General features: G+C 73.0%; 17 protein-coding genes. 9 read left to right on the forward strand and 8 right to left on the reverse strand.

The genetic code is table 11. The features are described from left to right. Nucleotides 1-37 precede the first annotated feature (37 nt). The 5 genes from E3O41_RS00635 to E3O41_RS00650 all read right to left on the reverse strand — a co-directional run bounded on the left by E3O41_RS00635 (nt 38) and on the right by E3O41_RS00650 (nt 3969). Nucleotides 38-751: a hypothetical protein gene (locus tag E3O41_RS00635; protein WP_067028379.1), complete on the reverse strand. Its 714-nt coding sequence runs from the start codon at nt 749-751 to the stop codon at nt 38-40. Between the two features lie 67 nt (nt 752-818). After that, nucleotides 819-980 (reverse strand): hypothetical protein, encoded by a 162-nt coding sequence (locus E3O41_RS14050; protein WP_158231537.1) that lies wholly within the window; start codon nt 978-980, stop codon nt 819-821. Next, a complete protein-coding gene (gene purL / locus E3O41_RS00640; RefSeq protein WP_067028376.1) occupies nt 977-3283 on the reverse strand; it encodes a phosphoribosylformylglycinamidine synthase subunit PurL in 2307 nt (768 codons plus the stop codon). The genes E3O41_RS14050 and purL overlap by 4 nt, the downstream gene beginning before the upstream one ends. Nucleotides 3284-3364: 81 nt before the next feature. Next, nucleotides 3365-3727, reverse strand: coding sequence for a type II toxin-antitoxin system VapC family toxin (locus tag E3O41_RS00645; RefSeq protein ID WP_067028374.1), 363 nt, complete (start codon nt 3725-3727; stop codon nt 3365-3367). Then, the gene (locus tag E3O41_RS00650) at nt 3724-3969 is read right to left on the reverse strand and encodes an AbrB/MazE/SpoVT family DNA-binding domain-containing protein (protein ID WP_067028372.1); all 246 of its coding nucleotides are present in this window, start codon (nt 3967-3969) and stop codon (nt 3724-3726) included. The genes E3O41_RS00645 and E3O41_RS00650 overlap by 4 nt, the downstream gene beginning before the upstream one ends. 162 nt (nt 3970-4131) lie before the next feature. On the opposite strand from E3O41_RS00650, the gene E3O41_RS00655 reads away from it, so the two are divergent. After that, nucleotides 4132-5232, forward strand: coding sequence for an NAD(P)-dependent alcohol dehydrogenase (locus tag E3O41_RS00655; protein WP_067028370.1), 1101 nt, complete (start codon nt 4132-4134; stop codon nt 5230-5232). Nucleotides 5233-5325: 93 nt separating this feature from the next. Further along, nucleotides 5326-5853, forward strand: a complete 528-nt coding sequence (locus tag E3O41_RS00660; protein WP_067028368.1) for a gluconokinase — start codon at nt 5326-5328, stop codon at nt 5851-5853. 4 nt (nt 5854-5857) lie between these two features. Here E3O41_RS00660 and E3O41_RS00665 read toward each other — a convergent pair whose 3' ends face one another. The 3 genes from E3O41_RS00665 to mftR all read right to left on the reverse strand — a co-directional run bounded on the left by E3O41_RS00665 (nt 5858) and on the right by mftR (nt 8974). After that, nucleotides 5858-6703 (reverse strand): IclR family transcriptional regulator, encoded by an 846-nt coding sequence (locus tag E3O41_RS00665; RefSeq protein ID WP_173849919.1) that lies wholly within the window; start codon nt 6701-6703, stop codon nt 5858-5860. A gap of 91 nt (nt 6704-6794) precedes the next feature. Beyond that, a complete protein-coding gene (gene mftG / locus E3O41_RS00670) occupies nt 6795-8354 on the reverse strand; it encodes a mycofactocin dehydrogenase MftG (protein WP_067028367.1) in 1560 nt (519 codons plus the stop codon). Next, nucleotides 8351-8974, reverse strand: coding sequence for a mycofactocin system transcriptional regulator (gene mftR, locus E3O41_RS00675; protein ID WP_135011779.1), 624 nt, complete (start codon nt 8972-8974; stop codon nt 8351-8353). The genes mftG and mftR overlap by 4 nt, the downstream gene beginning before the upstream one ends. Nucleotides 8975-9111: 137 nt before the next feature. Between mftR and mftA the strand changes: the two genes are divergently transcribed. The 7 genes from mftA to E3O41_RS00710 all read left to right on the forward strand — a co-directional run bounded on the left by mftA (nt 9112) and on the right by E3O41_RS00710 (nt 14591). Continuing rightward, complete coding sequence (mftA, locus tag E3O41_RS00680) at nt 9112-9234, forward strand: mycofactocin precursor MftA (protein WP_083991072.1); 123 nt, start codon at nt 9112-9114, stop codon at nt 9232-9234. Nucleotides 9235-9237: 3 nt separating this feature from the next. Next, complete coding sequence (gene mftB, locus E3O41_RS00685; protein ID WP_067028361.1) at nt 9238-9513, forward strand: mycofactocin biosynthesis chaperone MftB; 276 nt, start codon at nt 9238-9240, stop codon at nt 9511-9513. Next, nucleotides 9510-10856 (forward strand): mycofactocin radical SAM maturase, encoded by a 1347-nt coding sequence (gene mftC, locus E3O41_RS00690; protein WP_135011781.1) that lies wholly within the window; start codon nt 9510-9512, stop codon nt 10854-10856. Before mftB ends, mftC begins: the two co-directional genes overlap by 4 nt. Before the next feature lie 96 nt (nt 10857-10952). Then, complete coding sequence (locus E3O41_RS00695; protein ID WP_067028359.1) at nt 10953-11792, forward strand: mycofactocin-coupled SDR family oxidoreductase; 840 nt, start codon at nt 10953-10955, stop codon at nt 11790-11792. A 76-nt stretch (nt 11793-11868) separates the two neighbouring features. Further along, nucleotides 11869-12702, forward strand: coding sequence for a mycofactocin-coupled SDR family oxidoreductase (locus tag E3O41_RS00700; RefSeq protein ID WP_135011783.1), 834 nt, complete (start codon nt 11869-11871; stop codon nt 12700-12702). Further along, the gene (locus E3O41_RS00705) at nt 12699-13628 is read left to right on the forward strand and encodes an AAA family ATPase (RefSeq protein ID WP_218939251.1); all 930 of its coding nucleotides are present in this window, start codon (nt 12699-12701) and stop codon (nt 13626-13628) included. The genes E3O41_RS00700 and E3O41_RS00705 overlap by 4 nt, the downstream gene beginning before the upstream one ends. Nucleotides 13629-13748: 120 nt before the next feature. Continuing rightward, nucleotides 13749-14591: a VWA domain-containing protein gene (locus tag E3O41_RS00710; protein ID WP_205631776.1), complete on the forward strand. Its 843-nt coding sequence runs from the start codon at nt 13749-13751 to the stop codon at nt 14589-14591. The last annotated feature ends 94 nt before the right edge of the window (nt 14592-14685 follow it).

Below are 14685 nucleotides of genomic sequence, written 5' to 3' on the forward strand. Positions count from 1 at the left end.
CGGCGATCCTATCGAGGCGCCGCGCCCCGGTCGCGCGTCACCCCTCGATCTCGGGCGCGACCTTCTTCTCGAGCACCTCGATCGCGCCGTCGGAGAGCGCGATCAGCCCGTCGAGCTCCTCGCGCACCCGCTTGTACGCCACCTGCCGCTCGGCCGCCGTGGCGGAGGTGTCGACGGCGGTGCGCAGCAGCTGCTGTGCCCGCTCGAGCCGGCGGCGCTCCGCATCGGTGAAGCCGGTGTCGCGCACGCGGCGGGCGTTCTGCTCGGCGATGTCGAACGCGACCTCGAAGTCGTGCACGGCGTCGCGGTACTCGGCGAGCGTCTCGGCATCGATCCGCTCCTCGGCCGACGCCGGGCGCAGCCCGTCGGCGACCTTCTTGGCGCGCAGGAAGGCCGCCGTCAGCTCCTCGCGGCCGTCGCTCATGGTGGGGAAGGCGATGAGCTTGGCCACGTCGAGCTCGTAGTCGAGCCAGCGGCGGGTGACCTCGTCGTGGGTCTCCATGAGGCGCTCCAGGCGCTGGGTCCGGCCGGCGCTGTCGGAGCGCTCGATGGCCTCGGGCGAGACGTCGGAGCCCGCCGCGATCGCCTTCGCGCGCGCCTTGGCTTCGATCGTCTCGAGCTTGCGGCGATGCTCCTGCTCGGCCTGCCGCTCGAACAGGCCGGTGACCGTGCCGATCACGCCGAAGGCCGCCCCGCCGACGGGGAACACGAGCCACCAGTAATCGCCGAGCCACGCCAGGATCTCGCCCATTCGCTCAGGCTAGTGGGCGGGCGCCGCGCGGCGCAGGCTCCGGAGCGCGGAAGCCGGGCGGCCGGGATCAGCCGAACAGCAGGGCGAAGGCGCTCGCGCCGCCTCCGGTCACGAGCAGGGCGACGATCACGACCCACGCGACCGTGCGCACGCGACGGTTGCGGCGGTCGAGCGAGACCGAGGGCTCGTCGTCGTCGGGCTCGAGCTCGGAGTGGTTGATGAGCGTCACACGGGCTCCGCGACCGTCTCGCCGAAGTAGCGGGGCAGGGTCGAGGTCGACAGCTCGCGCAGCTCGGCGGCCGAGAACGTGAAGTAGTCCTGGATCTCCAGGTCGGGGACCGTGTCGGTCACGCCGATCCGCAGCACCGGGTAGTCGCGGCCGGCGCACAGGCCGCGGAACTTCACGTCGTCCTCGCGCGGCACCGACACGAGCACGCGGCCCGTCGACTCCGAGAACAGCGCGGCCGCGGCGTCGACGCCGTCGCGCTCCATGAGCTCGGACAGCCACACCCGGGCGCCCACGCCGAAGCGCGTCACGCACTCCGCGAGCGCCTGGGCGAGGCCGCCCTCGGACAGGTCGTGGGCGCTCGAGATGAGCCACTCGTCGTTCGCGGCGCGCAGCAGCCCGGCCAGGCGCTTCTCGGCGTCGAGGTCGACGGCCGGCGGGCGCCCGCCGAGGTGACCGTGGATCACGTCGGCCCAGGCCGATCCGCTCAGCTCGGTGGCGGTCACGCCCAGCAGGTAGATGTTCTGGCCCGGGTCCTGCCAGCCGCTCGGCACGCGGCGCGAGACGTCGTCGATCACGCCGAGCACGCCGACGACGGGCGTCGGGTGGATCGGGGTGTCGCCGGTCTGGTTGTAGAACGACACGTTGCCGCCCGTGACGGGCACGCCGAGGGTGAGGCAGGCGTCGGAGAGGCCCTCGACGGCCTGCGAGAACTGCCACATGACCTCGGGGTTCTCGGGCGAGCCGAAGTTGAGGCAGTCGGTCACCGCGGCGGGGGTCGCGCCGGTGACGGCGACGTTGCGGTAGGCCTCGGCGAGGGCCAGCTGCGCGCCCTGGTACGGGTCGAGCTGACAGTAGCGGCCGTTGGCGTCGGTGGCGATCGCGAAGCCCAGGCCGGACTCCTCGTCGACGCGGATCATGCCGGCGTCGTCGGGGAAGGACAGGGCCGTGTTGCCGAGCACGTAGTAGTCGTACTGGTTGGTGATCCAGCTCGTGTCGGCCAGGTTCGGCGAGGCGACGAGCTTCGCGAACTGGTCCTTGAGGTCGGCGGGGTCGGTCGAGCGGGGCAGGGCCGAGGCGCTGTCCTCGCGCAGGGCGTCGATCCACGTCGGGTACGCGACGGGCCGCTCGTAGACGGGGCCGTCGACGGCGACGGTGGAGGGGTCGACGTCGACGATCGTCTCGCCGTTCCACGTGATCACGAGGCGGCCGTCGCCGGTGACCTCGCCGAGCACGCTCGTCTCGACGTCCCACTTGCGCACGACCGCGAGGAACGCGTCGAGCTTCTCGGGCGCGACGATCGCCATCATGCGCTCCTGCGACTCGCTCATGAGGATCTCCTCGGCGGTGAGCGAGGGGTCGCGCAGCAGCACGTTGGTGAGCTCGACGTTCATGCCCGATCCGCCGTTGGCGGCCAGCTCGCTTGTGGCGCACGAGATGCCGGCGGCGCCGAGGTCCTGGATCGCCTCGACGAGGTCGTTCTGGTACAGCTCCATGCAGCACTCGATGAGCACCTTCTCGGCGAACGGATCGCCCACCTGCACCGCGGGGCGCTTGGTGGGGCCGCCGTCGCTGAACGAGTCGGAGGCCAGGATCGACGCGCCGCCGATGCCGTCGCCGCCCGTGCGGGCGCCGAAGAGCACGACCTTGTTGCCGGCGCCGGTGGCGTTGGCGAGGCGGATGTCCTCGTGGCGCATGACGCCCACCGCGAGCGCGTTGACGAGCGGGTTGGCCTGGTAGGTGGCGTCGAACACCGTCTCGCCGCCGATGTTGGGCAGGCCCAGGCAGTTGCCGTAGCTCGAGATCCCCGAGACCACGCCGTGGACCACGCGCGCGGTGTCGGGGTGATCGATCGCGCCGAAGCGCAGCTGGTCCATGACCGCCACGGGCCGGGCGCCCATCGAGATGATGTCGCGGACGATGCCGCCCACGCCGGTCGCGGCGCCCTGGAACGGCTCGATGTAGCTGGGGTGGTTGTGCGACTCGACCTTGAAGGTCACCGCCCAGCCCTCGCCCACGTCGACCACGCCGGCGTTCTGGCCCATGCCGACCATGAGCTTCTCGGTCATCTCGGGCGAGACCTTCTTGCCGAACTGGCGCAGGTAGATCTTGCTCGACTTGTAGGAGCAGTGCTCCGACCACATCACCGAGTACATCGCCAGCTCGCCGCTGGTGGGGCGGCGGCCGAGGATCTCGCGGATTTTCGCGTACTCGTCCGGCTTGAGTCCGAGCGCCTCGAACGGCTGCTCCTTCTCCGGGGTGGCTGCGGCGTTGGCCACGGTGTCGACGACGTGTTCGGTGCTCACGCGGAGGCGCTCCAGACTCGCGGAATGGCGGGATCACTCGATTCTAGTTCGGCGGGCTGACGGGCCGGACGCATCGGTGCGTCAGCGAATCTGGCGGATGCCCCGGCCGTCACCCCAGGCGCGGTCGGCGGTGAGGGCGTCGACTCCCAGCCGGTGAGACAGGGCGATGCACAGTCGATCGGCCAAGGAGAGTCCGCGCCCGGGCGCCCAGAGTCCGGCGGCGTGCTCGGCGTCGACGAGGGTGACCGGCTCGACCTTCAGGTCGTAGCTGAGCAGCAGGGCGCGGGCCGTGCCCCAGTCGCCGCCGCGAGCCCGTACCTTCTGCGCGACCTCGGACCAGTTCACGGCGCTGATCGCGCTGCCCGCCAGCGCGGCCTCGACGGTGTCCGCGCCCTCTTCACCCTGCAGGAATGCCAGGATCGCGGAGGCGTCGACGACGGTCACGCGGCGTCTTCCGCGGCCGCGGCGCGGCGTCGCTCGGCGAGCAGCTCGTCCGCAAGGCTTCCGCCCGCGAGCTGCCGGCGGACGGCGGCTTTCGCCTGCTCGCGCGAGAGCAGGACGACGCCCGTGGGCGTCTCGATCGCCACGAGCGGGGTGCCCTGATCCCACTGCTGACGGGCGCGCAGCTCAGCGGGGATGACGAGGCGCCCGCGATCCCCCAGCACGATGCTGTATGTCCCATCCATGGTGGGAATGTACCACCACAGGGTCTTGAGTGGGATGCGATCGCGGACGCGGCGGCGCCGCGATATCTATTCAGGCGTATGGTTCTGAACGGAGGGAATTCGCCGCCCGCCCACGATGCGACGGGGAGACGTTTCCGCAGATCGATACATCAGGAGGATGGGATGAACGTCAAGGCAGCTGTCTACGAGAAGACGGGGGAGCCGCTCCAGATCCGGTCGCTCGAGCTCGATGAGCCGCGGGCGAACGAGGTGCAGGTGCGCATCACGGCGACGGGCGTGTGCCACACGGACGCGGTGGTGCGCGACGGCTGGATGCCCACGGAGCCGCCGATGGTGCTCGGGCACGAGGGTGCCGGCGTGGTGGAGAAGGTCGGCCCGGGCGTGAGCCATCTGGCGCCCGGCGATCACGTCGTGCTGAGCGTGAACAGCTGCGGCACGTGTGAGCAGTGCCTCAACGGGCACCCCGCCTACTGCCTGAACATCTTCGTCCACAACTTCGCGGGCGGCCGTCCCGACGGCAGCACGGCATTCACCGACGCCGACGGCGCACCGGTCAAGTCGCACTTCTTCGGGCAGTCGTCGTTCGCCGAGGTCGTCAACGCGTCGGTGCGCAGCGTCGTCAAGATCCCCGACGACTTCCCGCTCGAGCTGGCGGGCCCGCTCGGCTGCGGCATCCAGACGGGCGCCGGCGCCGTGCTGAACGTGCTGCGTCCCGTCGCCGGCGGCAGCTTCGTCGTGTTCGGCGCGGGAGCGGTCGGCCTGTCCGCCCTCATGGGTGCCGTGGCCAACCGCGTGGGAACGATCATCGCGGTCGACATGGTCGACAGCCGGCTCGAGCTCGCGAAGGAGCTGGGTGCGACCCACGTCATCAACGGCGGGACGGAGGACGCCGTCGAGCGCATCCTCGAGATCACCGGCGGCGGAGTGCAGACCGCCCTCGACACCACGGGCAACGCGCGCGTCTTCCAGCAGATGATCAACTCGCTCGCCGTGGCCGGCCACGCCGGCGCACTCGGCGCAGCGAAGGCGGGCAGCGAGGGTGTCATCGACCTCCCTGCCGCCCTCGCGCGGGGGATTCGCGTCACCTGGATCGTCGAGGGCGATGCCGTGCCGCAGCTGTTCATCCCGGAGCTGATCGCGCTGCACCGGGCCGGTCACTTCCCCTTCGACAAGCTCATCCGCACCTACGCGTTCGACGAGATCAACACCGCCTTCGCCGACTCCGAATCGGGCGAGGTGCTCAAGCCCATCGTCGTGTTCTGACCGCGGGCTTGGGGGGCGGCGCCCGTGCGCGCCGCCCCCGGCACGGCCGTCAAGGCCCGCCCGGAGCGGGCCGGGATGCGCTATCCAGGAGGGATGAGCGAGCACGCGACCGCGATCGTCGTCATGGGCGTATCGGGCGTCGGCAAGACCACCGTCGCCCGCGCGCTGGCCGAGCGGCTGGGCGGCGTGTTCGTCGAGGCCGACGATCTGCATTCGCCGCAGGCGCGGGCGAGCATGGCCGCGGGCACCCCGCTCAGCGACGCCGATCGCCTGCCGTGGCTGCGCCGCGTGGGCCGGCGGATCGCGCAGGTGCAGGCGGCGGGGGACCTGCCCGTCGTGGCCTGCTCGGCCCTGCGCCGGCGCTACCGCGAGGCGCTCGCGGCGCACGGCGGCGAGGTCGCGTTCGTGCACCTCTCGGCCGGTCCGGAGCTGCTCGGCGCGCGCCTCGCGACGCGCACCGGTCACTTCATGCCGGCCTCGCTGCTCGGGACGCAGCTGGCGACCCTCGAGCCGTTGGGTGCGGACGAGCGGGGCGCGGTCGTGCCCGCCACCGGCTCCGTCGCCGAGGTGACCGACGCCGCCGAGGCCGCCGCCCGCTCCCTGCTGGCGCCGCAGCGCTGAGCCCTCAGGCCCGCATCCTCTCCTTCGCGGCGGCCGATCCCATGCCGCGCGAGATCGCGCGGGCCGTCATCGACAGGGCGGGCAGCACGGACTGCGGGGGACAGCTGCCGCGCTTGATCGTGACGCCCACCGCCGCCACCACGCGCTCGCCGGCGGCGCGCACGGGCACGGCGATGGCGATCGCGCCCGCGGTGATCGACTCGTCGACGACCGCGTAGCCGCGCGTGCGGACGTCGGCGAGCGTGCGGCGCATCTCGTCGGGGTCGGTCACCGTCTTCGGCGTGAAGCGCTTGAGCGGGCGCGACAGCACCCGGTCCTGCACCTCCGGCGCCGCGTGCGCGAGCAGCACCTGCCCCGTGCCGGTGGCGTGCAGCGGCCAGCGCCCGCCGAGGCGGGTGAGGACGGGCGCGCCGCGGCGCGAGCGCAGCGACTCGACGTAGACGACGTCGTCGCCGTCGCGCACCGAGAGGTTGACGTCGGCGGCGATGGCGCCGTGCAGGTCGCTCAGGTAGGGCAGCGCCACGGCGCGCAGCCGCAGCCCCTGCGGCTCGAGCGAGCCGAGCTCGAGCACGCGCATGCCGATCGCATAGCGGCCGTCGTCGCTGCGCTCGAGGGCGCCCCACGCGCGCAGCTCGCCGACCAGGCGGTGGGTGGTGGACAGGCTCAGGCCGGAGCGGCGGGAGATCTCGCTGAGCGTGAGCAGGATGTGGTCGTGGTCGAAGGTCTCGAGGATGGCGAGGACGCGCTGAGCGGCGGTCAGGCGCGCCTCGGGGCGCGGCCCCGGCGCGGGCTCGGAGGCGAGCAGCGCGGGGATCGTGTCGGCAGCGGGGAACGTGTCGGTGATGGTCATCGTCGACCAACCTCCTGGGGGTCAGAGGCACAGCGTCGTGCGCTCGGGGGACAGGATCGGTGCGCCAAGGCGCGGGGACACGGGGCCGCCCTCAGGCGGCGGCGGGCATCACCGCCTCTCCGCGCATCGCGCCGGCGATGATCTCGCCGATCAGCACCGCGCTTGCGGCGGGCCCCCGGGTGGGGGCGACGGGCAGGATCGAGGTGTCGGCCACGCGCAGGCCGGTGACGCCGTGCACGCGGCCGGCGCCGTCGGTCACGGCGCCGGGATCGTCGGCCCGGCCCATGCGGGCGCTGCCGCACAGGTGGATCGCCGTGCCGAGGTGCGCGAGCGCCCACGCGTCGAGCGCGCGGTCGGAGCGCAGGGTGTCGTCGTCGAGCTCGGCCAGGCCGGCGAAGACGCCGGCGAACTCCGGGCGCCGCAGCAGATCGGCGCCGACGCGCAGGCCCTCGCGGGCCAGGGCGCGATCGTGCGCCGTGGACAGGTAGTGGTGCGCGATGACCGGCGCCGCGGCGGGGTCGGCCGAGGCGAGCGCGAGGCGGCCGCGGGCGTGCTCGGACTGCAGCCCGAGGATCACGGGCATGTGCCGCGGCATGCCGAGGCCGGGCAGCAGCTCGTCGAGCGGGCGCAGCCCGACGAGCAGCTCCAGGTCGCCCGACACGCCCTGATCGGCCGACAGGTTCAGCGCGACCGCGAACGCGCCGCCGTCGAGCGGCGCGCCGGGCAGGGCCTCCTCGCGCGCGTGCCAGGCGATCGTGAGGTCGGGGTGATCGGTGAAGTCCCGGCCGACGCCCGGCAGATCGGCGACGGGCCGGATGCCGTGGCGGGCCAGCTCGTCGGCCGGACCGATGCCGGAGAGGAGGAGCAGGTGCGGGCTCGCGATCGACCCCGCGCACAGCACGATCTCGTCGCCCCAGGCGACCTCTCCGCCGGCCAGCTCCACCCCGATCGCACGCGTGCCGGCGAAGCGGATGCGCTGCGCCACGGCCCCGCCGCGGATCTCGAGGTTCGGGCGATCGAGCACCGGCAGCAGGTACTGCATGGCGGCGTTGCGGCGCACGCCGGCGATGACGTTCTGCGGAACGGGGCCGACGCCGGCGGGGCCGGGGGCGTTCTTGTCGGGCTCGGCCGGATACCCCGTGCCGAGCGCCGCCGCCGTGAACGCCCGCGCGACGGGGTGATCGCCGCCCGCGCGGCGCACCGGCATCGGGCCGGAGCCGCCGTGGATCGCCGTGGCGCCGTGGTCGAGGTCGGTCTCCAGCGCGCGCAGGGCGGGCAGCGCCCGCTCGTACGACCAGGCGTCCCCGCCCGCCTCGGCCCAGCGCGCGAGGTCGGTGGGTCGGGGGCGCACGAAGTAGCCGCCGTTGACGGCGCTCGAGCCGCCGAGGATCCGGCCCCGCACGAGGTCGTAGTCGCGGCCGGGCGCGAGCTCGGTGCGGAACGTCCAGCTCGCCTCGTGTCCGGGCACGGACCCCGCCACGGTCGCGCCGTCGCGGGTGACGGCGGGGAAGTCGGCCACGCGCCGGGGCGCGGCGCCGGCCTCGAGCAGGAGCACCCGGCGGTCGGGCTGCTCGCTCAGGCGCGCGGCGAGGACCGAGCCGGCGGATCCGCCGCCGACGATCACCACGTCCCACGCGCCGCCGGGCCTCATCTCTCGGCGCCCCCATACTCCGGGGCGCCGAACACGCGCGCCAGCTCGACGAACCCCTCGCGGATGAGGTCGGTGAGCACCGCGTCCTCGTCGCGCAGCCAGTGCTCGTAGGCCGCCAGGGTGATCGCCAGGCACGCGCGGCCGGTGGCGTTGGCGACGAGCGACGTGGGCGCGATGCCCAGCCGATCGGCCGCGAACTCGGCCACCACGCGCCGCCACTCCTCGTAGCGCAGCGCGGAGTGGGCCACGAGCGTGGGCGTCTCGAGCAGCACCGCCATGCGCTTGCGGTGCTGCGGCATCTCGTCGTCGGGGAAGCGGTTGAACTCGACGACGGCGTCGCGCAGCGCCTCGGCGAGCGGGACGCTGCGGGGCACCTCGGCGAGGTGGGCCCGCATCCGGGTCAGCAGGGCGTTGAAGTCGCCCCACGGCAGGTCGTTCTTGGACGAGAAGTAGCGGAAGAAGGTGCGCCGCCCGATGCCGGCGGCGGCCGCGATGTCGTCGACGGTGACGGCATCGAAGCCCCGATCGAGGATGAGCTCGAGGCCGACCCGACCGAGCTCGGCGGCGCTCGTCACGGGCGCGCGTCCGGGCCGGGCAGCGACCGCGACGTCCGGCGTCATGAAAGACCCTCTTCCCTTACGGCACCGAGTGCCATTAGCATCGCCGTCACAGTAACCGTCGTCATCGACGGACGCAATGGATCCCGCCGACGAGGGCGAAGACCAGCCGCCAATGGAGGCGGCGGAAGAGGAGAACCATGATGACTGTATCCATCCCGGCCCGCCAGACGCCCCGCGACGACGAGCAGCTCGCGTCGCCGATCGAGAGCGACTCCCTCGTGGAAGAGGTCTCGATCGACGGCATGTGCGGCGTCTACTGATCCATGACCGACTTCGACGCCGACCGGGCCTGGCGTCTGCATCCGCAGGTCGCCGTGCGCCCGGAGCCCTTCGGGGCGCTGCTGTACCACTTCGGCACGCGCAAGCTGTCGTTCCTCAAGGACCGCACGCTGCTCGACGTGGTCCGCTCGCTGGGTGATCACACCAGCGCGCGGGCAGCGATCGCGGCCGCCGGCGTCCCGGCCGCCTCCGCCGAGCCGTACGTCGGCGCGGTGCGCACGCTGGCGGCCTCGCACATGATCGTGGAGCGTGACGCATGACCCTCATCGACGCACCGACAGCCTTCGTGCCGCCGCGGCCGAAGCGCTTGGTCGATCACTTCGAGTTGGGGCTGGACGCCCCCATCTGCCTGACCTGGGAACTCACCTACGCGTGCAACCTCTCGTGCGTGCACTGCCTGTCGAGCTCCGGCCGGCGTGACCCGCGCGAGCTCACGACCGAGGAGTGCAAGGAGATCATCGACGAGCTCGAGCGCATGCAGGTGTTCTACGTGAACATCGGCGGCGGCGAGCCGACGGTGCGCAGCGACTTCTGGGAGCTCGTCGACTACGCCACCGCCCACCACGTGGGCGTGAAGTTCTCGACGAACGGCGTCAAGATCACTCCGGAGGTGGCCGCGAAGCTCGCGGCCAACGACTACGTCGACGTGCAGATCTCGCTCGACGGCGCCACCGCGGAGGTCAACGACTGGATCCGCGGGCCCCGCTCCTACGAGATGGCGCTGCAGGCGATGGCCAACCTGCAGGCCGCCGGCATGAAGAACTTCAAGCTCTCGGTGGTGTGCACCCGCCAGAACATCCCGCAGCTCGACGAGTTCAAGGCGATCGCCGACCGCTACGGCGCCCAGCTGCGGCTCACGCGGCTGCGGCCGTCGGGCCGCGCCGTCGACGTGTGGGACGAGCTGCACCCGCTGCCCGAGCAGCAGCGCGAGCTGTACGACTGGCTCGTGGCGCACGACGGCGAGGTGCTCACGGGCGACTCGTTCTTCCACCTCTCCGCCTTCGGGCAGCAGCTCGAGGGGCTCAACCTGTGCGGCGCGGGCCGCGTGGTCTGCCTCATCGACCCGGTCGGCGACGTCTACGCCTGCCCGTTCGCGATCCACGACGAGTTCCTGGCCGGGAACGTGCGCGCCCCCGGCGGATTCCAGGGCGTGTGGCAGACCTCGGAGCTGTTCCAGCGGCTCCGGGCGCCGCAGTCGGGCGGGGCGTGCTCGTCGTGCCAGTTCTTCGACTCCTGCAAGGGCGGCTGCATGGCGGCGAAGTTCTTCACCGGGCTGCCGCTCGACGGGCCCGACCCGGAGTGCGTGCAGGGCTACGGCGCCGCGGCGCTCGAGGAGCGCAAGGGCGACAAGCCCAAGCCCAGCGGCGACCACTCGCATCGCACGGCGCCGCCGGCGCGGGGCACCGCCCCGAGCGGGATGGGGCCGGTGCGCGTCACGCTGTCGCGGCGCCGGGAGGACGTCGCCGCGCCGCCCGTGTCGGCGTGCAACGAGAGCCCGATCGCGGGGTTCGCCCCCGCGCGCTTGACGGGACGGGTCGCGCGGGTCGCCGCCGACCCGGACGCCGGAAGGAGCGACGGCCGGACGGAGGGACCGAGCCGATGACGAAAGGGCGCCGCCTGTGCGGCGCCCTTTCGCGTTTCCGAGCGACGCCGCATCGCCGCGGCGCGCATCGAGTCACACGAGAAGGGAGACACCCCGATGGGGCAGCTGGAGGGCAAGGTCGCGCTGATCACCGGAGCCGCGCGCGGGCAGGGACGCTCGCACGCGGTGCGACTGGCGCAGGAGGGCGCCGACATCATCGCCGTGGACTTCGTGCAGGGCGTGGAGTCGGTGGCGCCGTTCTATCCGCCCGCCACCGAGGAGGACTTCGCCGAGACGGTGCGCCACGTCGAGGCGCTGGATCGGCGGATCGTCGCGTCGCGCGCCGACGTGCGCGACATCGACGCGCTCACGCGGGCCGTGGACGACGGCGTGGCGCAGCTGGGCCGGCTCAACGTGGTCGTGGCCAACGCGGGCATCTTCACGTTCGGCGACGAGACGCACCGGGTGTCGGAGCAGGCGTGGCAGGAGCTCATGGACATCAACGTCACCGGCGTGTGGCACACGTACAAGGCGTCGGCCGAGCACCTCATCGCGGCCGGCGCGGGCGGCTCGGTGATCATCATCTCGTCGCTGGCCGGCTTCAAGGGCCTGGCCAACGTCGCCGCCTACACGACGACCAAGCACGCCGTCGTCGGGCTCATGAAGGTGCTCGCCAACGAACTCGGCCCGCACGGGATCCGCGTCAACACCATCCACCCGAACTCGATCGACACCCCCATGGTGAAGAACGAGGCGACGTACCGGCTGTTCCGGCCCGATCTGGCCGAGCCGACGGCCGAGGACGCGGAGCCCGCCTTCGCCGGCCTCAACCCGTTCGGCAAGGCCTGGATCGAGCCGATCCACGTCTCCAACGCGGTCGCCTGGCTCGCCTCGGACCAGGCGTACTACGTCTCGGGCGGGCAGATCCCCGTGGACGGCGCGGCGGCGGTGCACTGAAACGACGCGCACCGCGACCGCGGTGCGGAAGGGCGCGACCGCCGATCGGCGGCCGCGGGAACGAAAGGAGCACGCAATGGGGCGTGTCGAAGGAAAGGTCGCGCTGATCAGCGGCGCGGCGCGCGGGCAGGGGCGGTCGCATGCGATCCGGCTCGCGCAGGAGGGCGCGGACATCATCGCGTTCGACATCTGCGAGGCCATCCCCGAGGTGCCGTACGACCCGGCCACCGAGGAGGACCTCGCCGAGACGGTGCGCCAGGTCGAGGCGCTGGATCGGCGGATCGTGGCCGAGAAGGCCGACGTGCGCGACTTCGCGCAGGTGCAGGCGGTGGTCGAGAAGGGCGTCGCCGAGCTGGGGCGCCTGGACATCGTGTCGGCCAACGCGGGCATCTCCGGGGCTCCGAACCGCAGCGAGGACATCCCGGACGAGCAGTTCGTCAACATGCAGGAGATCAACCTCACGGGCGTGTGGCGCACGTGCAAGGCCGCGATCCCGCACATCCGGGCGGGAGGCCGGGGCGGGTCGATGATCCTCACGAGCTCCGACGCGGGCCTGTTCCCGTACGAGAACATCTCGCACTACGTCGCCGCCAAGCACGGCGTCGTCGGGCTCATGCGCACCCTCGCGCTCGAGCTGGCGCCCGAGCACATCCGGGTCAACAGCATCCACCCCACCACGGTCGACACCGACATGGTGCAGAACGACGCGATCTACCGCCTGTTCCGCCCGGACCTCGACCACCCGACCAAGGACGACTTCGCGGAGGCCGCCACGCGGATGAACGCGCTGCCGATCCCGTGGGTCGAGGCGGTGGACATCTCGAATGCGCTGCTGTTCCTCGCCTCGGACGAGGCGCGGTACATCACGGGGGTCACGCTGCCGGTGGATGCGGGGGCGGCCATCAAGTGACCGCGCTGCAGGGGGAGACGGAACGAGCGCTGGCGGACGCCCGCGAGCGGATCGCCTCTCACCTCGTCGGCCGCGAGCGCGAGCTGGAGCTCACGCTCGCGGCCGTCGCGGCGGGGCGCGACATCGTGCTGGAGGGGCCGCCCGGCACGAGCAAGACGACGATCCTCACGGCGATCACCGCGGAGTGGGGCGTGCCGCTGCTGTTCGTCGAGGGCAACGCCGACCTCACGCCCGCCAAGCTCGTGGGGCACCACAATCCGGCGCGGGTGCTGCGTGAGGACTACAGCGCCGACAACTTCGTCGCCGGCCCGCTCGTGGAGGCGATGCGCGTGGGCGGCTTCCTCTACATCGAGGAGTTCAACCGCGCGCCCGACGACACCCTCAACACGCTGCTGACCGCCATGGCCGATCGCGCGATCACCGTGCCGCGGGTCGGACGGATCGAGGCGCGGCCGACCTTCCGCGTCATCGCGTCGATGAACCCGTACGACAACGTGGGCACCACGCGCCTGTCGACGAGCGTGCACGACCGGCTCAACCGGCTCGCGATCGGCTACCAGGACGCCGACGCCGAGGAGCGCATCGTGGCGCTGCGCTCGGGGGAGCGCGGGCCGCTCGGCGAGAGGATGACGGCCGATGCGGTGGCCGTCACGCGCGCGACGCGCCGGCACCCGGACGTGCGGCAGGGATCGAGCGTGCGCGGCGCGATCGACTGCGTCCTCGTCGCCGCGCAGCTCGCGCGGCTGCGGGGCGTGGCGGAGCCCGACGACGAGCGCTACCCCGGGCTGATGCTCGACGCGATGATCGTGTCGCTGTCGGGGCGCATCCACGTGGACGAGGCCGCCGAGACCACGCCGGAGGCCGTGCTGCGCGAGATCTGGGAGGACCGCTTCGTGCTCGAGCCGCGCGCGGCGGCGCCCGGCTGAAGGGACATCGAGGCCGACACGCCCCTGCGGCGCGAGGGGCGGCGCCCGCTGCGGCGGCGGCCCAAGCAGCTCGACGAGGCGCCGCGCCTCTACCAGGCCGGCGGCAGCGGCGGGGGCGTCGTGCTGCGCATCGCGGGCGGCCGATCCGGGGCCGGCGGTCCGCAGCGGCCGGGCCGCGGGGGCCGCGAGTTCACCGACGATGCGGCCGAGCTCGTGGCGCCCGACGCCGACGCCGAGGCCGAGTCGGCCGTGCGGGAGCGGGCGGCGCGGATCGCCGCGCGCCTGGCGCTGCCGCGGCCGCGCGCCGACCCGACCGGGCGCCGCGGGGCCGGGCGCCTCGCCAGCGCGCCGTACCGAGGGGGATCCGACGAGATCGACCTGGACCGGACCCTCGAGATCCTGGCCGAGCGGCCCGTGCCGGAGGACGAGGACATCGTCGTGCGCGAGCGGACGCGCACGCGCCGCTCGGTCGCGCTGCTGCTGGACGTGTCGGGGTCGATGCGCGGGGAGCGCGTGCGCACGGCCGCCGCCGCCGTGGGCGCGCTCGCCGCCGAGCTCGCCGACGACGCGCTCACGGTGATCGCGTTCTGGTCGGACGCGGCCATCGTCCATCCGCTCGGCGAGCCGGTGCGCCCCGGCGAGGTGCTGGACCGCGTGCTGCGGATCCCGGCGCGCGGCCTGACGAACATCGCCTTCCCGCTCGAGGTCGCCGCGCGCGAGCTCGCCCGCGTGCCGGTGCGCGACGCGCGCGTGCTGCTGCTGTCGGACTGCGTGCACAACGCGGGGCCGGACCCGCGACCGGTGGCCGCGCGGCTGCCGCGCCTGGACGTGCTGCTCGACGCGGACGGCGAGAAGGATGTCGACCTCGGACGCGAGCTGGCCGCGCTCGGCCGCGGCCGGCTGCGCGTCGTGCGCGGGCACCGCGACGTGGCGCCGGCGCTCGCGGCGCTGTTCGGCCGGTGAGCCGTGCCGCGGCGCGGAAGACCCCTGGTTATTGGCACCCAGTGCCACTAGCATCGCGAAGAAATCGATCGGCAACGACGCCGAGAGGAGAAGG

Origin of the sequence: Microbacterium sediminis (assembly GCF_004564075.1) — a bacterium.
Lineage (GTDB): Bacteria > Actinomycetota > Actinomycetes > Actinomycetales > Microbacteriaceae > Microbacterium > Microbacterium sediminis.

What these genes read in the sequence shown, in the direction of transcription:
- E3O41_RS00665 (WP_173849919.1), bottom strand. Translation starts at nt 6,703, where the DNA reads ATGACCATCACCGACACGTTCCCCGCTGCCGACACGATCCCCGCGCTG.
- E3O41_RS00655 (WP_067028370.1), top strand. Translation starts at nt 4,132, where the DNA reads ATGAACGTCAAGGCAGCTGTCTACGAGAAGACGGGGGAGCCGCTCCAG.
- mftC (WP_135011781.1), top strand. Translation starts at nt 9,510, where the DNA reads ATGACCCTCATCGACGCACCGACAGCCTTCGTGCCGCCGCGGCCGAAG.
- E3O41_RS00635 (WP_067028379.1), bottom strand. Translation starts at nt 751, where the DNA reads ATGGGCGAGATCCTGGCGTGGCTCGGCGATTACTGGTGGCTCGTGTTC.
- mftB (WP_067028361.1), top strand. Translation starts at nt 9,238, where the DNA reads ATGACCGACTTCGACGCCGACCGGGCCTGGCGTCTGCATCCGCAGGTC.
- mftR (WP_135011779.1), bottom strand. Translation starts at nt 8,974, where the DNA reads ATGACGCCGGACGTCGCGGTCGCTGCCCGGCCCGGACGCGCGCCCGTG.
- E3O41_RS00650 (WP_067028372.1), bottom strand. Translation starts at nt 3,969, where the DNA reads ATGGATGGGACATACAGCATCGTGCTGGGGGATCGCGGGCGCCTCGTC.
- mftA (WP_083991072.1), top strand. Translation starts at nt 9,112, where the DNA reads ATGATGACTGTATCCATCCCGGCCCGCCAGACGCCCCGCGACGACGAG.
- E3O41_RS00700 (WP_135011783.1), top strand. Translation starts at nt 11,869, where the DNA reads ATGGGGCGTGTCGAAGGAAAGGTCGCGCTGATCAGCGGCGCGGCGCGC.
- mftG (WP_067028367.1), bottom strand. Translation starts at nt 8,354, where the DNA reads ATGAGGCCCGGCGGCGCGTGGGACGTGGTGATCGTCGGCGGCGGATCC.
- E3O41_RS00695 (WP_067028359.1), top strand. Translation starts at nt 10,953, where the DNA reads ATGGGGCAGCTGGAGGGCAAGGTCGCGCTGATCACCGGAGCCGCGCGC.
- E3O41_RS00660 (WP_067028368.1), top strand. Translation starts at nt 5,326, where the DNA reads ATGAGCGAGCACGCGACCGCGATCGTCGTCATGGGCGTATCGGGCGTC.